This is a genomic window from Neorhizobium sp. BT27B (assembly GCF_050455485.1).
GTDB lineage: Bacteria > Pseudomonadota > Alphaproteobacteria > Rhizobiales > Rhizobiaceae > Neorhizobium.
Map to the genome: position 1 here is coordinate 1,066,895 of NZ_JBCIYT010000001.1, position 22,960 is coordinate 1,089,854.

Annotated in this window: 19 protein-coding genes, 1 tRNA gene and 1 pseudogene; 8 read left to right on the top strand and 13 right to left on the bottom strand. The window is 57.5% G+C overall.

What is annotated here, in order from left to right; genetic code table 11:
- Position 1 precedes the first annotated feature (1 nt).
- The 6 genes from AAIH70_RS05470 to AAIH70_RS05495 all read right to left on the bottom strand — a co-directional run bounded on the left by AAIH70_RS05470 (position 2) and on the right by AAIH70_RS05495 (position 5,099).
- Complete coding sequence (locus AAIH70_RS05470; RefSeq protein ID WP_132276743.1) at positions 2–475, bottom strand: UPF0262 family protein; 474 nt, start codon at positions 473–475, stop codon at positions 2–4.
- 3 nt (positions 476–478) lie between these two features.
- Positions 479–1,777: a histidinol dehydrogenase gene (hisD, locus tag AAIH70_RS05475; RefSeq protein ID WP_132276741.1), complete on the bottom strand. Its 1,299-nt coding sequence runs from the start codon at positions 1,775–1,777 to the stop codon at positions 479–481.
- Between the two features lie 61 nt (positions 1,778–1,838).
- Positions 1,839–2,270: a DUF2948 family protein gene (locus AAIH70_RS05480; protein WP_132276739.1), complete on the bottom strand. Its 432-nt coding sequence runs from the start codon at positions 2,268–2,270 to the stop codon at positions 1,839–1,841.
- Between the two features lie 170 nt (positions 2,271–2,440).
- Positions 2,441–3,283, bottom strand: coding sequence for an oxidoreductase (locus AAIH70_RS05485; RefSeq protein WP_132276737.1), 843 nt, complete (start codon positions 3,281–3,283; stop codon positions 2,441–2,443).
- 155 nt (positions 3,284–3,438) lie between these two features.
- Positions 3,439–4,731 carry a UDP-N-acetylglucosamine 1-carboxyvinyltransferase gene (gene murA, locus AAIH70_RS05490; RefSeq protein WP_132276735.1) on the bottom strand — a complete coding sequence of 431 codons (1,293 nt, stop codon included), beginning with the start codon at positions 4,729–4,731 and terminating at the stop codon, positions 3,439–3,441.
- Between the two features lie 131 nt (positions 4,732–4,862).
- Positions 4,863–5,099, bottom strand: coding sequence for a hypothetical protein (locus AAIH70_RS05495; RefSeq protein ID WP_165932068.1), 237 nt, complete (start codon positions 5,097–5,099; stop codon positions 4,863–4,865).
- A 154-nt stretch (positions 5,100–5,253) separates the two neighbouring features.
- Here AAIH70_RS05495 and AAIH70_RS05500 point away from each other — a divergent pair.
- Both AAIH70_RS05500 and AAIH70_RS05505 read left to right on the top strand, forming a co-directional pair.
- Positions 5,254–5,328, top strand: a tRNA-Thr gene (locus AAIH70_RS05500).
- Between the two features lie 96 nt (positions 5,329–5,424).
- Positions 5,425–7,137 carry a DUF6538 domain-containing protein gene (locus AAIH70_RS05505; RefSeq protein ID WP_430033466.1) on the top strand — a complete coding sequence of 571 codons (1,713 nt, stop codon included), beginning with the start codon at positions 5,425–5,427 and terminating at the stop codon, positions 7,135–7,137.
- Positions 7,138–7,387: 250 nt separating this feature from the next.
- Here the strand turns inward: AAIH70_RS05505 and AAIH70_RS05510 are convergent, their stop codons facing one another.
- Positions 7,388–7,879: a deoxycytidylate deaminase gene (locus tag AAIH70_RS05510; protein WP_430033469.1), complete on the bottom strand. Its 492-nt coding sequence runs from the start codon at positions 7,877–7,879 to the stop codon at positions 7,388–7,390.
- A 50-nt stretch (positions 7,880–7,929) separates the two neighbouring features.
- On the opposite strand from AAIH70_RS05510, the gene AAIH70_RS05515 reads away from it, so the two are divergent.
- On the top strand, positions 7,930–8,718 hold the full coding sequence (locus tag AAIH70_RS05515; RefSeq protein ID WP_430033472.1) for a dCTP deaminase domain-containing protein: 789 nt from the start codon (positions 7,930–7,932) through the stop codon (positions 8,716–8,718).
- Here the strand turns inward: AAIH70_RS05515 and AAIH70_RS05520 are convergent.
- Genes AAIH70_RS05520 through dcm form a run of 3 tightly spaced genes read right to left on the bottom strand, consistent with a single transcriptional unit; the run spans position 8,715 to position 11,780 of the window.
- Complete coding sequence (locus AAIH70_RS05520; RefSeq protein WP_430033475.1) at positions 8,715–9,170, bottom strand: very short patch repair endonuclease; 456 nt, start codon at positions 9,168–9,170, stop codon at positions 8,715–8,717. The genes AAIH70_RS05515 and AAIH70_RS05520 overlap by 4 nt on opposite strands.
- 15 nt (positions 9,171–9,185) lie before the next feature.
- The gene (locus tag AAIH70_RS05525) at positions 9,186–10,514 is read right to left on the bottom strand and encodes an MvaI/BcnI family restriction endonuclease (RefSeq protein WP_430033477.1); all 1,329 of its coding nucleotides are present in this window, start codon (positions 10,512–10,514) and stop codon (positions 9,186–9,188) included.
- A 39-nt stretch (positions 10,515–10,553) separates the two neighbouring features.
- The gene (gene dcm / locus AAIH70_RS05530) at positions 10,554–11,780 is read right to left on the bottom strand and encodes a DNA (cytosine-5-)-methyltransferase (protein ID WP_430033480.1); all 1,227 of its coding nucleotides are present in this window, start codon (positions 11,778–11,780) and stop codon (positions 10,554–10,556) included.
- Positions 11,781–12,174: 394 nt separating this feature from the next.
- Between dcm and AAIH70_RS05535 the strand changes: the two genes are divergently transcribed.
- Positions 12,175–13,479 (top strand): hypothetical protein, encoded by a 1,305-nt coding sequence (locus AAIH70_RS05535; RefSeq protein ID WP_430033483.1) that lies wholly within the window; start codon positions 12,175–12,177, stop codon positions 13,477–13,479.
- Between the two features lie 101 nt (positions 13,480–13,580).
- Here AAIH70_RS05535 and AAIH70_RS05540 read toward each other — a convergent pair whose 3' ends face one another.
- Together AAIH70_RS05540 and AAIH70_RS05545 are read right to left on the bottom strand one after the other, a co-directional pair.
- The gene (locus tag AAIH70_RS05540) at positions 13,581–14,969 is read right to left on the bottom strand and encodes a relaxase/mobilization nuclease domain-containing protein (RefSeq protein ID WP_430033486.1); all 1,389 of its coding nucleotides are present in this window, start codon (positions 14,967–14,969) and stop codon (positions 13,581–13,583) included.
- Positions 14,966–15,442 (bottom strand): plasmid mobilization protein, encoded by a 477-nt coding sequence (locus AAIH70_RS05545; protein WP_430033489.1) that lies wholly within the window; start codon positions 15,440–15,442, stop codon positions 14,966–14,968. Before AAIH70_RS05545 ends, AAIH70_RS05540 begins: the two co-directional genes overlap by 4 nt.
- 509 nt (positions 15,443–15,951) lie before the next feature.
- Between AAIH70_RS05545 and AAIH70_RS05550 the strand changes: the two genes are divergently transcribed.
- Positions 15,952–17,397: a DNA cytosine methyltransferase gene (locus AAIH70_RS05550; protein WP_430033492.1), complete on the top strand. Its 1,446-nt coding sequence runs from the start codon at positions 15,952–15,954 to the stop codon at positions 17,395–17,397.
- An 89-nt stretch (positions 17,398–17,486) separates the two neighbouring features.
- Positions 17,487–18,353 carry a restriction endonuclease gene (locus AAIH70_RS05555; protein ID WP_430033495.1) on the top strand — a complete coding sequence of 289 codons (867 nt, stop codon included), beginning with the start codon at positions 17,487–17,489 and terminating at the stop codon, positions 18,351–18,353.
- Between the two features lie 69 nt (positions 18,354–18,422).
- On the opposite strand, the pseudogene AAIH70_RS05560 reads toward AAIH70_RS05555, so the two are convergent.
- Positions 18,423–21,053 (bottom strand): annotated as a pseudogene (locus AAIH70_RS05560) (TrlF family AAA-like ATPase); the annotation flags it as partial.
- A gap of 411 nt (positions 21,054–21,464) precedes the next feature.
- On the opposite strand from AAIH70_RS05560, the gene AAIH70_RS05565 reads away from it, so the two are divergent.
- Both AAIH70_RS05565 and AAIH70_RS05570 read left to right on the top strand, forming a co-directional pair.
- Complete coding sequence (locus AAIH70_RS05565; RefSeq protein ID WP_430033498.1) at positions 21,465–22,457, top strand: hypothetical protein; 993 nt, start codon at positions 21,465–21,467, stop codon at positions 22,455–22,457.
- A gap of 254 nt (positions 22,458–22,711) precedes the next feature.
- On the top strand, positions 22,712–22,960 hold a 249-nt coding region (locus tag AAIH70_RS05570), incomplete at its 3' end, for a hypothetical protein (RefSeq protein ID WP_430033500.1).

Genomic DNA, 22,960 nt, shown 5'->3' on the forward strand with positions numbered 1-22,960 from the left:
GCTACCCCTTCCAATAGAGCACGCTGACCAGCGTGAACAGCCGGCGGGCGGTATTGAAATCCACCTCGATCTTGCCCTTCAGCCTTTCCTGCAGGGTTTCCGAGCCTTCGTTGTGCACACCGCGACGGCCCATGTCGATCGCCTCGATCTGGCTCGGCGTCGAGGAGCGGATCGCCTCGTAATAACTTTCGCAGATCAGAAAGTAGTCCCTGATGATACGGCGAAACGGCGTCAGCGACAGGATGTGGGTGGCGACGTCACCGCCCTCTTCCGTGGTGATGGCGAAAACGAGGCGTGGGCCTGCCACCGCAATGCTCAGACGATAAGGCCCGCCATCATGGCCGATCGGCTCGAAGCGGTTTTCCTCGACGAGATCGAAAATGGCGACGGCGCGTTCATGCTCGACATCCGGCGTCGACCGGCCGACGCTGTCGTCGAGCACGATGTCGCAGAGCCGGAAGTCGCCAGCCGCCATGGGTCAGCTCTCCTGGTTGAGCCGGATGGCAACGGAACGGGCATGGGCATCCAGCCCCTCGGAATGGGCAAGGGTGATGGCCGCCGGCCCAAGTGCCCGCAGCTGCTCCGGGCCGAGCCGCAGGATCGAGGTGCGCTTGACGAAATCGAGCACGCCGAGGCCCGACGAGAAACGCGCAGACCGCGCCGTCGGCAGGACGTGGTTGGAACCGCCGACATAATCCCCGATCACTTCCGGCGTGTGGCGGCCGACGAAAATAGCACCGGCATTGGTGATTTTTGCCATCAGCGCGTCGGGATCGGCAACGGCAAGTTCCAGATGTTCGGCGGCGATGCGGTTGGCGAGCGGGATCGAGTCGCTGAGATCCTTCACCAGAATGATCGCGCCAAAATCGCGCCAGCTGGCGGCAGCGGTTTCTGACCGCGACAGGGTTTTCAGCTGGCGTTCGACGGCAGCCTCGACCGCGCGACCGAATTCGGCATTGTCGGTGATGACGATCGACTGGGCGCCGGCATCATGTTCGGCCTGGGCCAGAAGGTCGGCGGCGATCCAGTCCGGATCGTTTTCAGCATCGGCAATCACCAGCACTTCAGACGGGCCGGCGATCATGTCGATACCGACAGTGCCAAAGACATGGCGCTTGGCGGCAGCGACATAGGCATTGCCGGGGCCGACGATCTTTGCCACCGGCGCGATGGTTTCGGTGCCATAGGCGAGAGCGGCCACGGCCTGCGCGCCGCCGACACGATAGATTTCCGTGACGCCGGCAATGCGGGCGGCAGCCAGCACGGCGGGATTGATGGCACCGCCACCGGCGGGCACGACCATGACCATGCGCGGCACGCCGGCTACGCGAGCCGGTACGGCATTCATCAGCACCGAGCTTGGATAACTGGCGGTGCCACCCGGCACGTAAAGACCGACCGCCTCGATGGCCGTCCAGCGCGAACCGAGGCCGACGCCGAGCGCGTCCTCATAGATATCGTCCTTGGGCATCTGGCGGGCATGGTGTTTTTCGATGCGTTCGGCCGCAAGCTTCAGCGCGTCGAGCACTTTGGCATCCGTGGCGGCGACGGCGGCATCGATCTCTGCTTCCGTCACCTGCAGGCCGACGGTGTTAAAATCCACCTTGTCGAAACGCAGCGAATAATCGGCGAGTGCTGCGTCGCCACGCACCTGCACGTCCTTGATGATATCGCGCACCACGGCGTTGACGTCTTCCGACACTTCCCGCTTCGTCGTCAGGAAAGTCTTGAATTTTGCCTCGAAATCGGCCGCCTGCTGTTCAAGCCAGATCGCCACTCGTCATCCCCTTACACATTCAATTCAGTCTGCCAATTCAGCCTGCCGGTTACGCGCCTTATCAGGCGTGATCCGGCCTGTTGGTGGTTTCCCAGGCGCCGCCGGTATCGGCCAGCTGTGCCTCGATGCATTCGACGTCGAGGCTGATGGCGGCGTCACCGGCCAGCGTCAGCTCGATCGTGCCATCTGGCCCCTCGCCCTTCTGTTCGAAGCGGATGGCCAGCAGTGCATGCACCGCCTCGTCATTGCCACGGCTGACACCGAGCGAGCGCACGGCCTGCACGCGCTTGAACACCAAAAGCGCGCGGCGGCGCTCATGCCCCTTGGCACGGCGATCGCTCTTTTCCCAGACGAAACGGTTGACGGCCACCGAGAACTGCTGGTGCTTGGCATCCCAGGCGATATCCGGTGCCTTGAAGACGCTGTCCTGCATATGCGCCGAGACGATATCGAGATCGTCCTTGTCCATGGCCAAAAGCCTGAGATCGCTCATTGCAGGTTTCCATCCTTGGCGCGCTTTCCACGATGGAAAACGGCACATCTATTCATGGCTCTGGAAATAGGATGGCACGAGACGAGAAGCAACAGCAATGCGGCAAAGGTGGCATGATGCGGTGAAGCGCGGGCGGAGCGATTTTGACGCCCCGCCCTGCCGGTATTGGCCTATGACGGGAAGTCGGCGCCGAGGCTGGCGCCCTTCAGGCTTTCCACCTGCGCCAGACGTTCCTTCAGCTTGGATGTCACGCCTTCGAAAGCGAACTTGCCGAGCACGAGATGGCGTGGCGGCTTGTCGCTTTGCGTGGCCGCAATCATCGCCTCGCCGGCGCGCACCGGATCACCCGGCTGCTGGCCGCTGTAACCGGCGGTGGTTTTCATGCGGGCACCGGCCGTTTCCTCGTACTCAGCGATTTTCACCGGCGTCTGTTTCAGCGAACGGCCGGCCCAATCGGTGCGGAACGGCCCCGGCGCCACGCAGGTGACATGGATGCCGAGCGGCGCGGTTTCTGCCGCAAGCGAATCCGAAAATCCTTCGACGGCATGTTTGGTGGCGGCGTAATAACCGGAACCGGGGAAGCCGGCGAAACCGGCAAGCGAGGTGATGTTGAGAATATGCCCCTGACGCCGCTGCCGCATGCCCGGCAGCACGGCCCGCGTCATCGCGAACAGGCCGAACACATTGGCATCGAACATGGCGCGGATGTCCTCTTCAACGCCTTCCTCGATCGAGGCCTGATAACCGTAACCAGCATTGTTGACGAGCACATCGATGCGACCAAAGCGGTCTTCGGCGGCTTTCACCGCTGCTTCGACCTGGGCCTGATCGGTGACGTCGAGATCGAGTGCGAGAACGTTTTCGTTGCCGTTTACCAGATCGGCAAGGCGGGCCTTGTCACGCGCGGTGACGACCGTCGGCCAGCCGCGGGCGATGGTGAGTTTGGCCAGTTCGTGGCCGAAGCCGGTCGAGCAGCCGGTGATGAACCAGACGGGATTGGATAGCGTGGTCATGAAAACTCCGTGTCATGCCTATGTCGACAATCATTGATCGCCGGCACGTTGGAGATGGTCGTTCGATGGGAACACGGATTTAGATAGGCATGCGAAAACGGGCGGCAAGAGATGCTCTGCCGCCCGTTTCAAAATGTCACGAATGCTCGAGAAAATTATTCGCTGACGCGCTCGACGATGGCGCCGCAACGCGTGAGCTTTTCTTCCAGACGCTCGAAACCGCGATCGAGGTGGTAGACGCGGTTGACCAGCGTTTCGCCTTCAGCCGCAAGACCGGCAATGACCAGCGATACCGAGGCGCGCAGATCGGTTGCCATGACCGGGGCGCCTTTCAGCTTGGACACGCCTTCGACGCGAGCCATCTGGCCCGACAGCGAGATCTTTGCGCCCAGACGCGCCAGTTCCTGCACATGCATGAAGCGGTTTTCAAAGATGGTTTCGGTGATGTGCGACACGCCCGAAGATTTTGTCATCAGCGCCATGAACTGTGCCTGCAGATCGGTCGGGAAACCCGGGAAAGGTTCAGTGACGACATCGACCGGCTGGATGCCGTTGCCATTGCGCACGACGCGCAGGCCGGTTTCCGTCTGGGTGATGGTGGCACCCGCCTGACGCAGGGCATCCAGCGCGTTTTCGAGAAGCGCGCCATTGGTGCCTTCGAGCGTCACGTCGCCGCCGGTCATGGCAACGGCCATGGCATAGGTGCCGGTTTCGATACGGTCGGGCAGGACGCGGTGACGGGCGCCGTGCAGCGACGACACGCCTTCGACGGTGATGGTCTTGGTGCCGGCGCCTTCGATCTTGGCACCCATGGCGGTGAGGCAGGCGGCGAGATCGACGACTTCAGGCTCGCGGGCAGCGTTTTCGATCACCGTCGTACCCTTGGCAAGCGTTGCCGCCATCAGCATGACATGCGTGGCGCCGACAGAGACCTTTGGGAAGGTATAGTGCGTGCCGACGAGGCCGCCCTTGGGCGCGGTGACTTCGACATAACCGCCATCGATCTCGATGGTGGCGCCGAGCGCCTGCAGGCTTTCGAGGAAGAGATCGACCGGACGCGTGCCGATGGCGCAACCGCCCGGCAGCGAAACGCGGGCCTTGCCTTCACGGGCCAGAAGCGGGCCGATGACCCAGAATGAGGCACGCATTTTCGAGACCAGCTCATAAGGCGCGACCGTATCGACGATGGTGCGGCAGGTGAACTGGATGGTGCGGGCGTAGCTTTCAGCCTGGCCTTCACGACGACCGTTGACGGAGAGGTCGACGCCGTGATTGCCGAGAATGCGCATCAGCTGCTCGACATCGGCCAGATGCGGCACGTTTTCAAGCGTCAGCGTATCGCTGGTCAGGAGCGATGCGATCATCAGCGGCAGGGCCGCGTTCTTGGCGCCCGAAATCGGAATGATGCCGTTCAGCTGATTGCCGCCGATAACTCTGATGCGATCCATTTTTGACAACGGGCCGGGCCCGCCTTTCTTGTTCTTGCGCGAAAGCGGGCGTCTTAGACGATATCCCGCGCGGCTTCAATTCGTTGAAAATACACCCGGAGAAACAGGGCTCATGAGAAAGTCGAACACAATCACGATGATTCGTCCGTTTTTGCGGCAGGAAGGCCAATCGTTGGATCTTCCTCGCCGGCGCGGCGGGCACGCGCCTGCTGTTTGCGCCGCTGCAGGTTTTCGCGCAGTTTTGCCGCAGCCCTAAGCTTGCGCTCGGCCTCGCTACGCTCGCCGCGCTTCAACAGCTGTTCTTCGGTCGCCTCTGCGCCCTTGTGAACAGGCGTTCCGGCGCGGTTCTGCTTGTCGTTTTCGTTCATGAGATCGACATAGAACAAAAGCGGCGCGACCGAAAGCCATCCCAACTTTTCCACGCAAATGTCACGAAGTCGTTTTTTGCCGCTTGCGCTCTCGAAAAACCTATGGCAATAGGCCGCATCCCAACGCGCCGGGGACATCAACCGGCTGCCAGATGCTGCTATAGCTCAGGGGTAGAGCACTCCCTTGGTAAGGGAGAGGCCGAGAGTTCAAATCTCTCTAGCAGCACCATTCCATCCCCCGGAAAACACTCAATCTTTGAGCTTTAGGGCTTTTGTAACTGCTCCTTTGGTACACCAGAGTGGTACACTTGCTATGGTTCTAAGAATGGCCAGCCCCTTTCTCAACGGCTCAATTTACTGGCTCCGGAAGAAAATTCCGGAGGATCTCCGCCCTGTCTTGAAAAAGAGGGAGGAGAAATTCAGCCTGAAGACCAGGGATCCGGCGGAAGCGAAAATTCGCTTTGCAAGAGCGCTGGCGGAAATCGAGGAACGGTGGGGCCGGCTACGCCAGGGCGTGAAGTCTCTGTCCCACAAAGAGTCCTTGGCGATGGCAGGGGAAATCTACCGACGGATGATAGCGGAAGAAGAAGAGAACCCTTGCGGGCTTCTTTTACCGATGCTCTTCGAAGGATATTTTCATGGTCGATCGAAGGTCTTCATTGCGGGAACTGACCCGGAAGCGTCCCAAAGGATGCTCCAGAAGATGGTCGACCGCCGGAATACTGAAATCACGAAAAGGATTGAGAGCTTCCTCGTTGATGGAGGCTATCAAATCGACGATGTCAGTAGGTCGACTCTCCAAAAACACACTGAAGATGCCGTCCTCAAGGCACGTAGAAAGATCTACCAAATGGCTAAGGGGGACTACAGCCCTGATCCGGCTGCTGCTTCCTTCCCACCATACGTGCCGCCACAAAAAATACTGGCTGCTTCTTCGCCATCTCATGCGCCGACCTTATCCACCGCGATCGCCGGCTGGGTGAAAGAGAAAACCCGGAACGAAGGCGACTGGCGCAAAACAACCGCCGCCGCCAATGAGCTTTGGGCTCAGCGCTTCATGGAACTGGTGGGCGACAAGCCGCTCAGGGCCTACACCAAAACCGATGCCCGCACGTTCAAGCAGGCCGTCATGTCGCTCCCGCCCATGTATGGTAACAAGAAGGGCTTCGAAGGACTGAGCTTCTCGAAAGCAGTCGAACGGGCGAAGACCGCCGAAGTCGAACCCATGTCCGACAGGAATGTGAACAAGATTCTCGGCTTCGTCCGTGCGTTCTGGAATTGGGCCGAAGCCCAGTATGACGAGGTACCCGGCAACCCTTTCAACGGAATGAACCTTCGTGTGAAGTCCAAAGCCCGAGACGAGCGTCTACCGTTCTCGATGCCGCAGTTGCAGGCAATTCTCAATGCGCCATTGTTCACTGGATGCAAATCGGAAAAGTCATGGCTGACGCCCGGTGGGCATGTTCCTGCTGACCAGGGAATCTATTGGGTGCCGCTGATCGGCTTGTTCACGGGAGCGCGCGCCGGCGAGATCATTCAACTACGTGTCGACGACATCAAGGATGAGGGTGGTATTCTTCACCTCAACATTACCGATGACGGCGAGGAACAGGAGGTCAAGACGGATACCTCTATCCGTACGATCCCGGTTCATCCGATCCTCAAGAAGCTGGGCTTCGAAAAGTTCGTTGCCGCACAAAGGAAGAGGGGCGCCCGCCTGTTTCCGGATTTCCCCAAAGCGGCGGACGGGTATTATTCGACGGCCTATTCCCCACGATACAAGCGCTTCCTGGAGAGCATCGACGTGAAGATGCCCAAGATCACGTTTCACAGCTTCCGGCATTCCTTTGAAGATGCCTGCTTGAACAGCAGAATTCCGGTAGAGTTCACCAACGCCCTGCAAGGACATGCAGGTAGCGGCATGGCTGCTCGCTACGGCACTGGCATCCTAAGGCTTCGTCTTCTCAACGAGGAGATGGAGAAGCTCGATTATGACGGGTTGGATTTTTCTCGACTGATTGCGGCAAGAACCATTTGATTGCCGACCTTCATCGGGACCCTCATGTGCCAATCCGCGTGACTCCTTCAGACGGAATAAAACCGCATCCTCTGCGTGCCAAGCGGACCGCATGTGTAGGGATCGACGTGCTTGCAGTTTGCCGACGACTCCACGAACTAAGCCCGTGTGCTGCGCACAGACGCATATCCAGGGGCCTTCAAGCGAAACTCGTTGCTTTTCGCCCCGCGAGGGTATGCCGTGCAATCAGGCCATTGCGGATTTACGTCGACTAAGCAGTCCGTGCTTTGAGAGGCGCTACCTGCATATCTACTTCCACGCTACCCATTTGGAAGATCTGATGGGCATACTTGTAGTGGTCCCGCCATTTTTCATCTCTCGCGGGATCGCTGTCACCCGTCGAAACCACAACGCGGCGTATGCCGGCGGCCACAATAGCCCGAGCGCAATCGGCGCAAGGTAGCAGTGTTACGTAAAGTGTCGATCCGGACGACGTTTCGCCCTGCTCCCGCGCCGCTCTGATAGCGTTGCGTTCGGCGTGTTCGAGCAGAAAGTATTTCCACTTAGGATCAGCCATGATTTCCGAATGCGACTCCTCGACTGTGAGTCCAAATTCGCGGGGGGGAGAATTACTGCCCTGGGCGATGATCCGACCTGTGGGATCCACGATAACGACTCCGACCTGCCGATGAGGATCGTGGCTTTCGCGCTTGACCTCCTCGCACATCATCAGAAATTTGTCGTCACTCGGAGAAGTTGTCATCGTCTATCCATTATGGCACAGCTTTGAGAGCACAGCTTTAGGGGGGATTTATGACACTAATAGCGGGACAAGCATTAGATCCGAAGAAATTTTTCAGCAGTGGTGAGGGGGTAGTTCACGGATCCAGTATCGATCTGACTATTGGCGAAATCATCGACGGGAAAGGGAAAATGGCGAGCGATCCGTTTGTACTCGGTCCCGGCGAAATTGTGCAGGTGGTCTCAGCGGAAGTCTTCAATCTGCCCGGACATGTCACTGGTCATGTCACATACAAGACGACATTGACGCACCAAGGCATCTGGGCGCTCACGGTCGGCATTGTCGATCCAGGATGGACTGGACCGCTGACCACAACGCTCCTGAATTTTGGAAAGGTCTGCTATCCGATCCATAGGGGTGATGAATTCCTGCGAGTGAGTTTCTTCGACCATGCCCCGGTTCATGAGGAACACATGCGCCCCGCACCCCCTCTGCGCGAGTATGTGAAGAAGCAGCAGAAGGCAGCCGCCTCGTTGTTTCCCAAGACGTTTCTTGATCGGGATGACATTGCCGCCAAAGCTACGCGCAAGGTAATGAATCGCCTCCGAACCGAGGGACTGGCATGGGTGGCATTGATAGCCATCGTCTTAGCGGTAGCGCAGTATGTTGCGGACTTTGGCTCCTACTCTTTTCCGCCGGGCCAGAGCGTGGAAGAAGTGAGATCAGAGATGGAAAATCTAAGGCGTGAGATCGCAACTCTGAAAGAGAGGGTTGATGCTCCGAGAGCGCCAGACGTAACAGAAAATTCCTCGAAGCAACCTTCTACAGAAGTTCAGAAGGCACCTCCTCAACAGCGTTAGGATAGCGTCGTTCCGGCATCCTTGGCTGTCGACTTGGTACGTGAACCTAGAAAGGTCTCCAGCTCTTCCGCCAGGATATCAGGCGTCTTGATCCCGCACTCCCAAATCACCAGAACTCTATATCCCAGTCTTTCCAGGGCGCGTAGGTTTTCGGCATCCCGTTCAACGTTGCGCTCAAGCTTCGCCCTCCAGAACTCCACCCTAGTCTTGGGAAGGACGGAATTCCTGCATTGCGGGTCAGCATGCTGATGCCAGAAACACCCGTGTACGAATATCACTGCTTTTCGAGACTCGAATACGAGGTCCGGTTTTCCAGGAAGATCTTTCCGATGGAGCCTGTATCGATAACCTAGAGCGTGCACTAGGCGACGAACTACCATTTCAGGCTTGGTATTTTTACCCTTGATTCGGGCCATGTTAGCGCTTCGGCGCTCAGGTGTTATCCTATCCATCTGGCGATCAAATCCTCAAGGAATAAGCCGGGTCTCCTCTATCTGGTGATAGAGCCTGTTCAGGTCGCTGTGCCGTATACGAAACTGACTTCTCCGCTTCGCACGCGGCCGAGGAGAATTGATGTTCTCCAGCTTGAGCCCCGGATCATAGTAGATCGCGCCGGCCGCCAGCGCCTTGAGGAACATGTCAAAGTCGGTCCCGACACAAAGTTGCACCAGATCGCTGTAGGCGTATTCCATGGGCGGCCCCCTTTTTATGGAGGGAATGTATACGGTCTTGGCATGCTTTCTGTTCCAGTGCTCCAGGATGCCTGTGAAGTTCCAGATCGCGGCTGGTGTGCCGTCGTTGCTGAGGAGCGCAATCCCTTGGGTCATGTCGGTAATGACTTTCTTCTCATAATCGAAACCGAGTAAATGGAGCCGGACGCCCGTGTTGGCATTGGCCGGCGCTCCGACCTTATAAATCCCTCCGAAGTTGAGCCTGTCTGCTCTTCCACGCTGATCCGGATAGCCGAAGCGGCGAATGAAGACTTCGACTCCCTCGTCCCTGTAGATCCCTGCGGTAGGCTCTGGCGTCAACAGGGTCACAGGATTCTGCGCGATGTTTGAGATGAAGTCGTTCACCGCGTACTGCTTGACCTCCCATCCGAGGAAGTCAGGTTCCGCATAACCATTGGGTGAGATGCCGAGCTCGGCCTCCAACGTATAGCCGCCGCCATTCGCGGCAACGTATGGCACGGCCAATCCGCCTGGTCCCATGCGTCGCGAAGCAATCCACGATTTCGCGTGGATAGCCCGGAGTGTTGCAAGAAGCTGCCCTCTGGTATCTCCCACGGCACGGGCATCGACACTCAGCTCAATGAATACCCCTTCCTGTGGCGGTGAGCCTAAAGCATCTAGTTGGCTACGTAGCGCGCTTCCTGGCATAACCGCGTGAGCAAGAACGCGCCCGTTGGGAGTGGTTCCCAAGAATAGGGTACGTCCGTCGCAGCGCTGTCTCATAATAGCCGAGGGTGCCATCTCTGAGCGCTTGAGAAACCCCGAGAGGCGAACCTCGGGATACTTCGGGTACAGAATCAGCTTCGCTTCAGGAGCTTCGTGTATGCCGTTTTCATCGAGCCAATAGAAAGACAGCCACGCTTTCGCACGATCCCGCTTCGAGCCTGCCTTGCTGTCGCTATCTGTATCCACCTTGCCAAAGGGAAGGATGTTGAGCGCTGAGTAGTCTCCGCCCAGGTAAACCTGGTTCTTGGAATTATCGTTCGATGCAAGCTTTTTGGCATAGAATTTGGTTGCACCATGAGCCGCCATCGTGCGGAGAAGCTTCTCGAGTGTGTCAATCATAGCTGCCCCGAATCGTTAGTTCGGGACAGTCTAGGCAGTTCAGCCAGCGAGGTCCATTTCAGGCTTCCGGCCGATTAGATCGAGCACGTGCGGCTTCATTATCCGGGCTACCTCGGTGAAGACGGGCACAGCCACAGAGTTGCCAAATTGCTTGTAAGCCTGAGTATCTGAAACCGGAATCCTGAAGTCATTACCAAAACCCATAAGTCTGGCGCATTCACGTGGCGTCAGACGACGAGGGTTTCGACCAGCTCCGCGATGAATAAGGATCTCGGACCCATCTTTATAATATCTGGCTGACAATGTTCTGCATGTGTCTTCCGGGCCCACGAGGCCGAAGCCAAACCCATTGCCTTGGGCCTGATGCTTCAGGGCGTAGTTCTGGAGATAAGCCCACAGTTTGTCGGTAAGCGTATATTTCTCACTGACTCGAGCGAATTCACCTGCGGTAAAATGGCCTTCTGCAACCTCTGTACCGTCCTCAGGATGTAGGATGTCTTTCATAACCTTCGCACCTTTCGGCGGTAGCTTCAGATCATTCCAAGCGAACGGAACTTCTTCACGGAAGCCGACGATGACAATTCGCTGGCGATGTTGCGGAAGAAAATGGCGGGCATCGATGACCATTTCATGGACGTGGTAGCCCAATTCATTCCGCAGCACGTCCATGATGATCGTGAATGTCTTTCCTTTATCGTGGCTCTTCAAATTTTTGACGTTCTCAATCAGGAACGCATCCGGGCGATGATGTTTAAGGATGCGGGCAACATCGAAGAAGAGCGTACCTTGGGTTTCGTCCGCGAAGCCATGGGCTCTCCCTAGCGAGTTCTTCTTGGAGACTCCCGCGATCGAAAAGGGCTGGCAGGGTATACCTGCCACCAGGACGTTATGCTGAGGAATTTCATCGACGGGTACCTTGGTTATGTCGCCCGCGATCGGTCGATTGTCGCGGTTGTTAGCCATGTAAGTCTGCTGAGCATATTTGTCCCACTCAGACGTAAACACACAACGTCCGCCGGCGGCATCGAATGCCTTGCGAAGGCCCCCTATCCCGGCGAATAGATCAATGAACGTAAAGGCATTTCCTTCCGATGCGGCCTCAACTTCAGGAACAAGGCGTTGCATGGCGAGCATAACTGAAAGTCGCGGCTCTTGATTCCCGGAATCCCACCTCCGGATTTGCCGGGAATTGTAGCCTAGGCGTTCTGCCAGCTCCTCTTCCGATAGTCCGGACTGAAGCTTGAGCATGGAAAACTTGTTCTGCATCGGGGAACCTGCACTGGGAATGTTATTGCCAGAATGTCCTGATTTGTCCCAGCGAAGCAAGATCAAATCGCGGATGTGGAAGCGCGCCCACAGCTTCCTTGCGTAAGAATGGCATTGACCGACGAAAGCCGGCGGATGACCATGATGGAAGGCGCTGTCACTGGGCTGGAACCCAAGGTGCCGTTTAAGGAACGTTTCATATGATTGCCTACGGCGACTTTGATCTAAAGACCCCCCACGCGGGTCATTGACCGCCCGGCTGGGACATATCCCAGCCATACCGACGCCACCGCATACCCAAAATCGTTGTCAACAATTTGGTTTTGACTACGGCGCGTTCGGACCCCGCCAACATCTCGAAAATCTCCATCCCTACAATGGTCGCGCTTGCGGCATGCGGAACGGCGTCGTCAGCTTTGCGCAGCGTGTGCGTGACAGGGACGGTAAGCCTTGGCAGGAATGGACTGTCCGCGCGGGCTTGTGCGCTGTCGAGGAAGCCGAACGGTTACTGCGACAGGACAACAGAGCCGACATTTACCTGTCACAGGCTGTCTTCGGAAGATGGCGGTCGATTTCAGATCTGACTGCGATCGGTGCATGTTATGCCGATCTTGATTATCACAATGTATCGCGGTGGCGCGGAAAAGCGCCGGCTGATGTAGTCGTCGCGCTCCTCGGTCATCTGGAAGAGGCGATGTTACCGCATCCTTCTTATATCCTTTCTACGGGCCGGGGGCTTGTCTGCGTCTGGCTGACGGAACTTCTTCCACGTGCGGCCCTGCCGCGCTGGAATGCGGTCCAGAAACACTTGGGGGCGGCCTTGGAGACGTTCGGGGCGGACAAGCGGGCCCAAGATGCGGCGCGTGTCTTCCGCCTCGTCGGCTCCGATAACAGCCGCGCCGATTATGACCGGCGAACCGTTGGCATGGTCTGGTATCATGGATCGCCGGAGGCCCCCACGCGGCACGTCTTCGGCACGCTCGCCGACGAAGTACTTCCTGTAACCCATGCCGACCTCATTTCCCTCCGTACCGAGCGCGCCAAGCGTAAGGCAGAGGGCAAGGACAAGACGGCTCCGGTGAAGTTCCTGTCAGCGGCAACTTACTGGGAGACGGTCCTGACCGACCTCCAGCGTCTTCGGGCATATCGTTGTCCAGAGGGGCCGCTGCCAGGGGGCCAGCGTGATGCTTGGCTGTTTGTGGCGGCTACCGCGATCTCGTGGATTTCTCCTTCGGAGGTTCTTGGACGCGAAATCCTTGCCCTCGGGCACGAGGCGGCCGGGTGGCGTGACAGCGAAACGAAATCGCGCATGTCCGCCGTGATCAAACGTGCGCGTCAGGCCGCTGCGGGGCAGACGGTCCCATTTCGAGGGTTTGAAGTCGACTGCCGCTACCGGATGAAGGTCAGCACGATTCTCGAATGGTTGCGGATTGATCCGACGGAACAACGTGCGGCCGGGCTCCGGGTCCTGGTCGATGAAGATCGGAAGCGGGAACTGAATACCGAGCGAACCAAGGCTTCCCGTCATCGTCGCGGTGGAAAGGATCGCACCGTACAACAGGCCGAACGACGAAAGATGGGGGAGAAAGCCCTGTATCTCCGGGCATCGCAGGGGATGACGGTTGCGGAACTGGCCGCCCACCTTGAGGTGTCGGTCGGGCAGGTTCACAAGGCAATGCGGCAAGCCGAACAACAGTGAACTTGGATCTCTACCGTGCTGAGGGGCAAAGCCCCAGACCCCATGATAGGTAAACACCATACACCGCGACGAATCGTGAATAGCGCCCAGATCAGACGACTCTACTTCGGACGAATGGTGAATACGGGACCGGTTTCGGCGTCGCGGGACAACGGGGAGGACTGTGACGCTATCGTTCCTGTCGGCATCCCCCGCCGTTCGCCGAACCTGATCTTCCGGCGGACAGTCTGGACGAAATGACGAACCTCCTTGGCCAGTTCTCGAAGTCTACCCCAGCCCGGTCGGGAGAGGTATGGTCGCAAATGTCCCGGCATTGGAGCCCGGAGTTCGTCGAGCTCGCGATTGAAAGTAGCGCCCATTTCCCTCTGCATATTTGAAGTGATCGAAAAGCCCTTCAGGCCGCCGGTCAGCCGCGCCGCTTCGACGCGATGGCATCGACTTTCTGATGCAGTTCCAGCATCGACTGGTGCAGTAGGCGTTGCCCGGTCAGAATTGTCTCCAGGACTTCCTGGAGCTGTTCTATCGGAGACGGCCCCTCCTGCGGAACCTCCAAAAGCTGTAGCAAAGGCTCCAGCCTCTCGGCGGCTGTCGTCGCGTTGCGGGCCTCCCGGTATACGATCTTCAGGCCTTCGGTCGGGTTGGTGATCTTCTGGATGCTCATATTCGAACCCTTCCATACGGGCCGCGACCTCGCGGCGCTTGAGTTTCACGATGCGATCAAGGGCACCGACTTCGACATCGCCGTGGCGCACGATGTAGACATTGGTCTTCTCTCCCCGAACAATAGCGATTCCTTCTGCTCGTAATGCTGCGGCAAAGGACCGACCGCCATCGGCGGCGGACCAGGCCGAACGCACGACTTCGGCAACATCGGCCAGTTCCACCCCCTTACGGGCGAGCGCCTGTCGCTTGGAAGGCGAAGCGGCCGATGCTGGCTTGTCTGGATTGTAGCCGAGGGTAGCTTCGAGCCAGTCGGCCACGTCTTCCCGGCCGTTGGCGCGCAGCCATCGGATAGCAGAAGCATGATGGCGTCCGAGGGTCGCGGGTTCGTCCATCTCGAATTCGGCGATACGCATGGCCGTCTCCATGCGGATAATTTCGAAGCCGGCGGGTAGAACATCCCCATCAAGGCCGATTCGGCCCACGACCAGATGCAGATGGCTGCCGCCTTCACCGCCGCGACGAGGCTTGTGGTGGTAGACGAATGCAGACTGGTGCTCCTCTGCGCCGAAATGCCGTAGGACGAGCTCGCCGACCCTTCGGAGTTCGTCACGAGACATGTTGCGGGAAGGTGAGATGAAGATGTGCAGGAAGGCCGCATCGGCCGCCGACCCGTCTCGCGCGAGCTCCATGTCAGCCATAACGGCGCGAAGGTCCGGGGCGGCGCTGTTGACGATCTCGACAGCGATGCCCTGCTCCTTCAGGAGGTGAGCCGCGAGGTTCCGACTGTCTCGCCTCGTGCGTCCGTGCCGACCGATACCGCCGATCATCTTCCGACAAGCTCCTCTCGGACACGGGTGAGCTCGTCGACGATTGCCAGCGATGCCGTGACGGATGCCGCCGCCTTGGTGGCATTCGCGACCTTGGCGAGCTGATTGGCGGACGAGGCTATGCGACCGAGCTGGCCTAGAATCTTCGCTAGGTCAGCGGCATTCGGGTTAGGCGCACGCTCCTTACGTGGAGCTGGCAGCCCAGCCGCCGCGAACGTCGCGCGCCTAGCGAAGGTCGTTGACCCGAGCCCACGGGTCGATGCAGCCAGTCTAATCGCCTCATGCTCATCGGGCATGAGGCGGAACGACAGAACTGAGGTTGCCTTGCGGGATTTCGATCGCGACATGGTGTCCGTCTCCGATATGCGGATGCCCCGCATGAGGCGGGTGGGTTCCACAGGGAAGGGCTCGCCCTCCCTTGGCCAGTTCGGGCGGTGCAACCGCCCGCTGCTGGCTTCCTTCCTTCGGAACATGATGGCGTCGAGTTGACATATAGGACAATAGCCGGTGGGATCAGGCTGTATGGGTTTCTCGTCCTGTGCCGCGGAAAGTCCAGGCCGAAACTCTTCCAGAGCTGGCCGATACCTTCGGCCCCGTCTGCACGCTAGGAAGGATCGTCGCGTGAGCGCTGAAGCGAGCTGTCGATCCTCGGCATCTCGATTGTGACCAAGTGCATAAAGCCGTCATCATCGAGAGTATCGAGCTGCACAGCGAACAAACTGACAAAATCCGCGACGCTCCTTCAAAGCATAGCCACGGCGCGGGTTCAACGGAAAAGCAAAAACAGCTTCGGGCTTCATTGACCAGCTCGCCCAGATCTCGTTCAGAGATACGACGAAGTGCCCTTACGAAAGGATGCAGAATATGCCAGCCATAAGGCCCTGAACGGCGGAAAAATCCGGTTCGTGAAGTGAACGTTTACGAAAGGAAAAACAGGCATGTTCGTAACGTGAAATCACATTACGGCGGGACAGGGATTTAAGTGCGCGTTGTAGAGCTATTTTGCGGGGCGGGGGGAATGTCCCTCGGGCTCAAGCAAGCCGGATTTGATGTTGTTCGGGCATACGACGCATGGCCCATTGCGGTGAAAAACTATAACATCAACCTCGGCGATCATGCACAGGTCCGCGACCTTGGCGACCTCCTCGGTATCATTCCGGAATTGCTGGCCCTTGCCCCCGATATGATTGCCGGCGGGCCTCCCTGTCAGGACTACTCCAGCGCGGGGCGTAGGGAAGAAGCCGATAATGCGAAGCTGACGCTTGCCTTTGCGGTCCTTGTGGCAACGGTGCGCCCTCGGTGGGTCCTGATGGAAAACGTCATCAACGCCGCAAAGTCGAAAACCTGGGCAACCGCGCGCTCGATCCTGAAGGCGGCTGGGTATGGCCTGACAGAATCGAAGCTCGATGCCTCTCGTTACGGTGTGCCGCAGTCAAGAAGACGCCTGTTCGTTGTAGGCCGACAAGGAGAACGCGACGACTTCCTAGCCTCGTCGATCGCCGCAGCGGCGGCACCTGCACCGATGAGCTTGCGCGACCTATTTGGCATAGCCACGCCGGCCGCGATCTATTTCCCGTCCACTTCTGAAGCGCGACGCTCGATCTGGTCCCCAGATGAACCCGCACCCACTATCCGGGAACGGTCGATAAGACCTCTACCTGTGTCGTATCGAGCGCATCCTGACGACGCGGCCCTTATCGAGAAGGGCTTTGTTTACGCAAGACCTGTCCGCGCCGGCCGTGGCGTCCGGTCCGTGGACGAACCTCTTCCAACGGTCACGCGAACCATATGGGAGAGACCGACGCATCGTTATCTCTCTTCTCCGCATCACGCAGACCCGATCGCAGCATCTGAAAGCGCAGTCCTGACTATCCCACAGATTTCTCGCGTCCAAGGTTTTCCTATCTCATGGAAATGGGAGGCATCGGCGAAAAGGGATGTGCTGCAGATGATCGCCAACGCTGTTCCCGCGCCTGTCGCGGCATCAATCGGTCGCGTCATCCTGGATCGGGAAGCCGCAAAATCGGTCCCTGATATTCAGGGGGGATTCGTGCAATGGCTTATCCGTCGTGGAAGGTCGGGCCAGAGTGCACGGAATGTCAAATTCCTCGCGGGCAAAGCGAGGCGTTTACTTGGCGGGAAGACGTTCGAGGTTCTAGCGGTCGAGCTGGCAATGTTGGAAGCGCTCCCGGAATTTCAATCCTTAAAGAGGAACCCGCAGTCGGATTTGCGGCAAGCGTTGCGCCTGCTGGCCGCTTATCAAGCCGAAGGCCAACAGCGTCGAAATCGGCTGCCGATCATCTCGCGGCCGATCGATGTGGAGCCACGTAGAGCTGCACGAAGACCGCTTGCGTCAATTCCGGTCATTGACACTTCTTCTGATCCAAATCAGGTTGTAAGCGTAGGAACTCAATCTCTGGTATACTGACGATCAAGGTTGCCGATGGACCGTTCCATTGTAGGCTCCGGTCAGGGACGATATTCCAGAGCACCGCTCAAAGTACACAGGGGGAATGCTTGGCCAATTCGACAAACGTAGCAAAAGGAACGGAATACGAGCAGTTTGTCCAGGCCGTGTATCAGGCGGTCATTAATTCGGAGGATGTCGAAAACATAACGGTCCAACACAATACGAAATTAACCGGCAAGTCCGGCTGTGAACATCAGATTGATGTCTACTGGGAGTTCCGCGTAGCCGGTCAGACTTACAAGACAGCGATCGAGTGCAAGGCATTCAACGAAACTGTTTCGATTGGGCGGGTCCGTGATTTCTATGGCGTCCTTGTTGATGTGCCGGGACTATCTGGAATATTCGCGACTCTTGTAGGCTACCAGAGCGGTGCCAAGCGATACGCAGATCACTACGGAATAACCCTCAAGGAACTAAGGGCTCCGAACGAGACTGATTGGAAAGGTCGCGTGAAAACGATTGTCATAACGTACCACGTCATCGTCCCGGAGATCACAAAGTTTACTCCTCAAATCAGCAAATCCTTTCTCGATACACTGAAGCCTAACGAGGAAATCAGGATAGAGGCCGCAACTACTACTCACGAGAAGATTATATTCGGTCCGCCTGGCTCACTCTCGTCCTATTCCCTAGAGGACTTTCGGCAATTGCTGCCCCATGGCCGTGAAAATGAGAACGGTCTGACGCATCAGATGTTGCTGCCGCATCATGTTTATAAAGCAGGTGGCTGGGAGTTGCCAATCGACGGCGTGGATTTCACGTACGATGTGAACGTTGAAAAAGAGACCACGACGTTGGATGGAGCTGCACTTGCTAAGGCGATCATCCGAGACGCGGTCTCCGGCGAGCTGAAGTTCATTGATAAAGCGGGTAATGTTAAATCATATTCACAAGCCTCGAACTCTGGGGAGTAAGCTGAACGCGTCCGCTCCAGCTCGAATCCTGTGACCGCTTTGTGTCAAGGATCGTGCCGAAACGCCGCATTAGCGGCGTTCCACCTTCCAGTGCTCGTAAATCGTTTTTCGCCGGGCAAACGCTTCGGGGCCACCTTCCATGATCCTAATGATGCGCGTCTGGCAGTCGGCTGCGTCAATACTGTCGGTTACCACGTCGATTTTGCTGTCGGAAACAGTGAAAGCAGAAACAGACTCTGAGTCACCGAGAACGGGAAAGTTGGCGTTGTGCGTGGCAAAAATGAATTGCCTGGCGCGTTTCAATTCCCGGATGCGCTTGACCACTTCTTCGTAGACGGTCTGGCTGTCCAGATCGTCTTCCGGCTGATCGATCAAAATGAGATCGTGCTCTTTCTGACTCAGGAGGAACAGCATCATGGCGGACGCTCGCTGACCGAGGGAATGCGACCGCAAGGGGCGCCCGTGATAGGTGATCTCGTAGGTGTTGGGCACCTGATAGGTGAGAAGGTCGGAAGCGGCCTTTAGAAAGTAATCCCGGAAAGCATCCGCGCGGCCGCGGGCCATAGCAGAGGCCTCGTCCAGGTTCGCGTAAATCGCGGCGAAGTCTGCATACTTGGTGCAGATCGCCTCGATGGTGTCTGAGCGTACGCTGCTACCCTTAAGGGCCTGTTCCAGCCGGGCGGCGTATGCTACCTTATCTCCCTTGAAGGCCGGCGTGATCTTCAGCTCGGATTGGGCCTGATTTATCTTCTCAAGAGCTTCGGTTGTCGTCCTATACTCCGACAGCCAAGCTTCATTGAGGGTGCTGGACAAGGTAGCGACGCTTTGATGGTGCTCTTCGGCCTTCGATGTCGTACGCTCCAGATCAGTAATTTTACCCTCAACGATCATTTTGCGCTCGGTACTTTTAACATAGTCATCGGGCTGAAGAGAGGTGATGCCCTTGTCCGCGAGCGCTTGCAACAATTCGCGTTCCACGCCGGCGAACTCGTCCTTCAACCCGTCGATGGTGAGATTGAGATCCCCATGTTTGGCGAGGAGCTTGTCGCGCGCTGCTTCAGCAGCCTTATGCGCTGCACGGAGCGTGCCGATAGAGGCCTTCAACTCATTGAGGACAAGGTGGTACTCGGAGAAGAAGGCTGCGTTGTATTTGGATGGAGGTATCGCAAGCGACCCGACAAGGTCATCCCCCTCTTGGACGAGCTGGAGGAGCTTTCCCGTCCATTTCTCGGACTTATCATCAACGGCGGTCGCAAATGCTGCATCGTGATTATGTGCCAGTTGCTTCTCGAGCTTGTCGTTCACTCCGTATTTATCAAACTGCTCGATCTGGTAGTTGAGAGCCTCAAGCTCAGAGCGAAGCACCGTAAGCTTGTCAGAATCGGTCTCGATGGACTGAAGCTGGATGACCGCTCCGTTCAGGTCGACCGACTTAATGCCGATGCTCTCCCGGATGGGACGAAGCAACTCCCCGACTAGCTTCTCGACAAGGTCCTTGCCGAAATCCTGACCGGCAGCCGAGAGATCCTTCTGACCGAAGTAGAGCGGACTACGGATAATGCTCTGGCCAACTGCAACACCCCGTCTGAGCACACCACCAACGAAGACTTCAGGGTCATGCCCAAGGATGCGTCTGATCTCGTATGGGGAACCCAAGTGATCGACAGCCTCGATGATTACCCTGCCGCCGCTCCCGAGTACGAAGGGAACAAGTTCCTCTTTGTACTTTCGGTCCTGTGGACGGTCACCGAACGGCACGTTAAGGGCCCAGCGGAGGCATTCAAGCACGGAGGACTTGCCGCTGCCCTGAATGCCGATCAAGCAGTTTAGGTGCGCCGAGAAAGGAATGCGGGCCTTGTCTAAAAGCCCTCCTTCAAATCGCACGGCCCGGATAAACCCGTGCGAAAGTTTCGGTTCGGACTCCGCCACGCGGAAAGAAAAGTCGCGCAACGCAAATTTGAGGGCGTCGAAGGTGAGGTCGCCGACTTTTACGAATGTGCTCCGCCCTTTGCCGATCTTGTCGATGGCTTTCGGATCACTGCCTTCCACTTCGGCCGGATATGACGGCCACCACTGCTTGACCTTCACTCGGCAGGGACGATCCGACACATCGTGAGTGCGGACCTGCTGGAATCCCAAGGTATATTTCTGGACGAGTGGGTTGGCGGCCAGCTCTTCCATGCGCCCGCCTTTTAGTTCATTCCATAGACCGCTAGAGCGCTCCACATGGGCGAATAGCACGAAGAAATCGCGGTTGAAGCGCTCCAGCGTCGCAAGCGTGGTCACAAGGTCGTCGTTAGACCGCGCATTTTCGTTCTCGTATTGAGCGGCGGTCCGACCCACGAACGTCGTCCCTAAGAACGAATTTATGTAGTCGTTCCCGTTGTCAAGCCATTCGTCAGAGAACACGACGAGCGTGTGGATGCCGTTGCCGCCGTCGTTTACGGAAAGCTCGACGCCTGGAAGAAGGCCGATGCCTTCATGTTTGGCGGCGCGCCTGAGAGCCTTGAACTCTGAAACGTCGAACTTGTTGTGGTTGGTGATCACACCAAGTCGGATGTTGGCCGACTTGAGCGCTGCCACATAAGTGCTGACGAACGCGTTATCGTCACCCTTATAGTCGAACTCCTTGTCCGCCCTAGTATGCAGATGAAAATCGGCCCGCACCCACGCGGAGCCATTTGGAAAGAATGTGTTGAAGGTCGTTGGCTCCTGTCCCTGCTCAGATAGAACAGAGAACTACCACGACGCGGAGGTAAATACGACAAGTCTAACTCGTAGTCCGGGAAGATGGGCTGGTACATTTGCATCGTTTAAGCTCGTGCTCATTCATCATCGCCCGCCCTACCTAAAATGCAAAGGATGACCTCAAGAGCTTCGACTCGTGAGGGTTCATTGTGCAGCCGTTCCGGTGTTGTAGATTATCCAATGACGAAGGACTTTCGTCCCTTGGGGTACACCGGCTTACGAACTGCAGATCGGTGACCGCTATGGCCCCAGAAGGCGACCTCGGTAGCTTTGCGCCATAAGCGGATACCAGAAACGATGCCTAGATGCGCTTGAGAATACCACGGTTCTGGTCTTCAAGGTTGCGGGACTATGGAGGCGACTATGACGATTCGAGAAAAGCTGGACGTGATTAGGAACGAGCTGGGTGGCCGACCCGAGTTCGATCCCGAGATGTGGAAGATGCTCGATCTTACTACTTTGAAGCTCAGGAATGTTCATGGCGACAAGCTGGTCCAAAGATATCGTGATATCGTGACCACGTTGCTCTGGCTACGGCGACCCTCTATGGACAACGAGCCCATTTCCCAAAGCCACTTCAGCACCGTCTGGTGGCTTAGGATGTTGGCGCAGACCGAAGCTGAGCTGGAACGGCGGAAAATTACAGACATCGATGTCTCGGAAGGTGCGTCCCAAGAGCGCCTAATCCCGGACTGTGAGCCGGAGATGGAAACGGACTTCAAGACATGGGCGCGAGTCAGCACGATGGATCGCCTGCTTGAAACCCTTACGGCTGGCGAAATTTGGTTCTCACCGGCGGAAGGCTTCGACGATCCCAAGCTCAATGCCGCCCAACGCGACGACGAGCTCAGAAGACAACGCTCGACACCAGGGCAGACCTTAAAAATAGTCGGCTCCAAAGGTAGATCGATGATACCGATCGGTGATGTTACCTACACGCGCCAAGCTGATGCCTACTGGTTGTCGTCATGGTCGACCGGACCCGATTTGCGTTTGATAGACGAGTTTCAAGTCGATGCTTGCTTGGTGGTCTGGAACCCATCGGAATTTGACGAGAGGATCAATGCCGCAGTCGAGCGTGACTTGCCCGGATGGTTCTATGCCTCGTTTCCGATCCAATATGTCGATGAGTACGACATGGTGAACACTGAACGCATGTCAGTAAGCATGACCAAGGAATTCCGGTTCGCGCGGCAGCGGGAGCTTCGCCTAGGATTGTTGGCAAGTTCAGGTGCTGTAAAGCCCGCAGGCGGCTTCTTGGTGAAGGCTGGCTCGATTGAGGACATTGCCAGTGTCTACGACCGCCGGGGGGACAAAGTCGCGGGTAGCGGCCCAGACTGCATTAGAAGGAGTTGAATGCTTGTCGGATCGCGTTGGGGGTTAGACGACCCATGTGCTGGACGACGGATGATATATCCAGGCTCGCCGCTGATCTAATGGCAAACGCGGCGAGCGCATTCCGAACGGGCATCTCGAAACCGGCGAGGTTCTGAAGCCGGGGAGCGGTTCGCTCTGGCTTCTCGCCAGCAAGGGCACTGGCGAGCTCGCTAATCTGGGCCAGCGATTGCCAACAGACCCCTGCGTTCATCCAACCCTGTTGCTGCGCAGCCATGCGCCAGCTTAGAACGGCTGTCGTCCTCAACCTCGAAAGCCTCGGCCCGCGCAACTTCCGCAATCCAGGCATCGAAGGACTGCCCGGTTTGCCTGATCTCGGCGGCGAGGCCTCCGGAAGCATGCTACCGCCGAATGTCAACGTAGCCGCCAATACGGCGAGCGCACGACTATTGCGCGGCAATCAGGATGAGACGCGGGCGACAATCTGGATGAGATTCTTAGGTCGCGGTCGGGATCAAGTTATC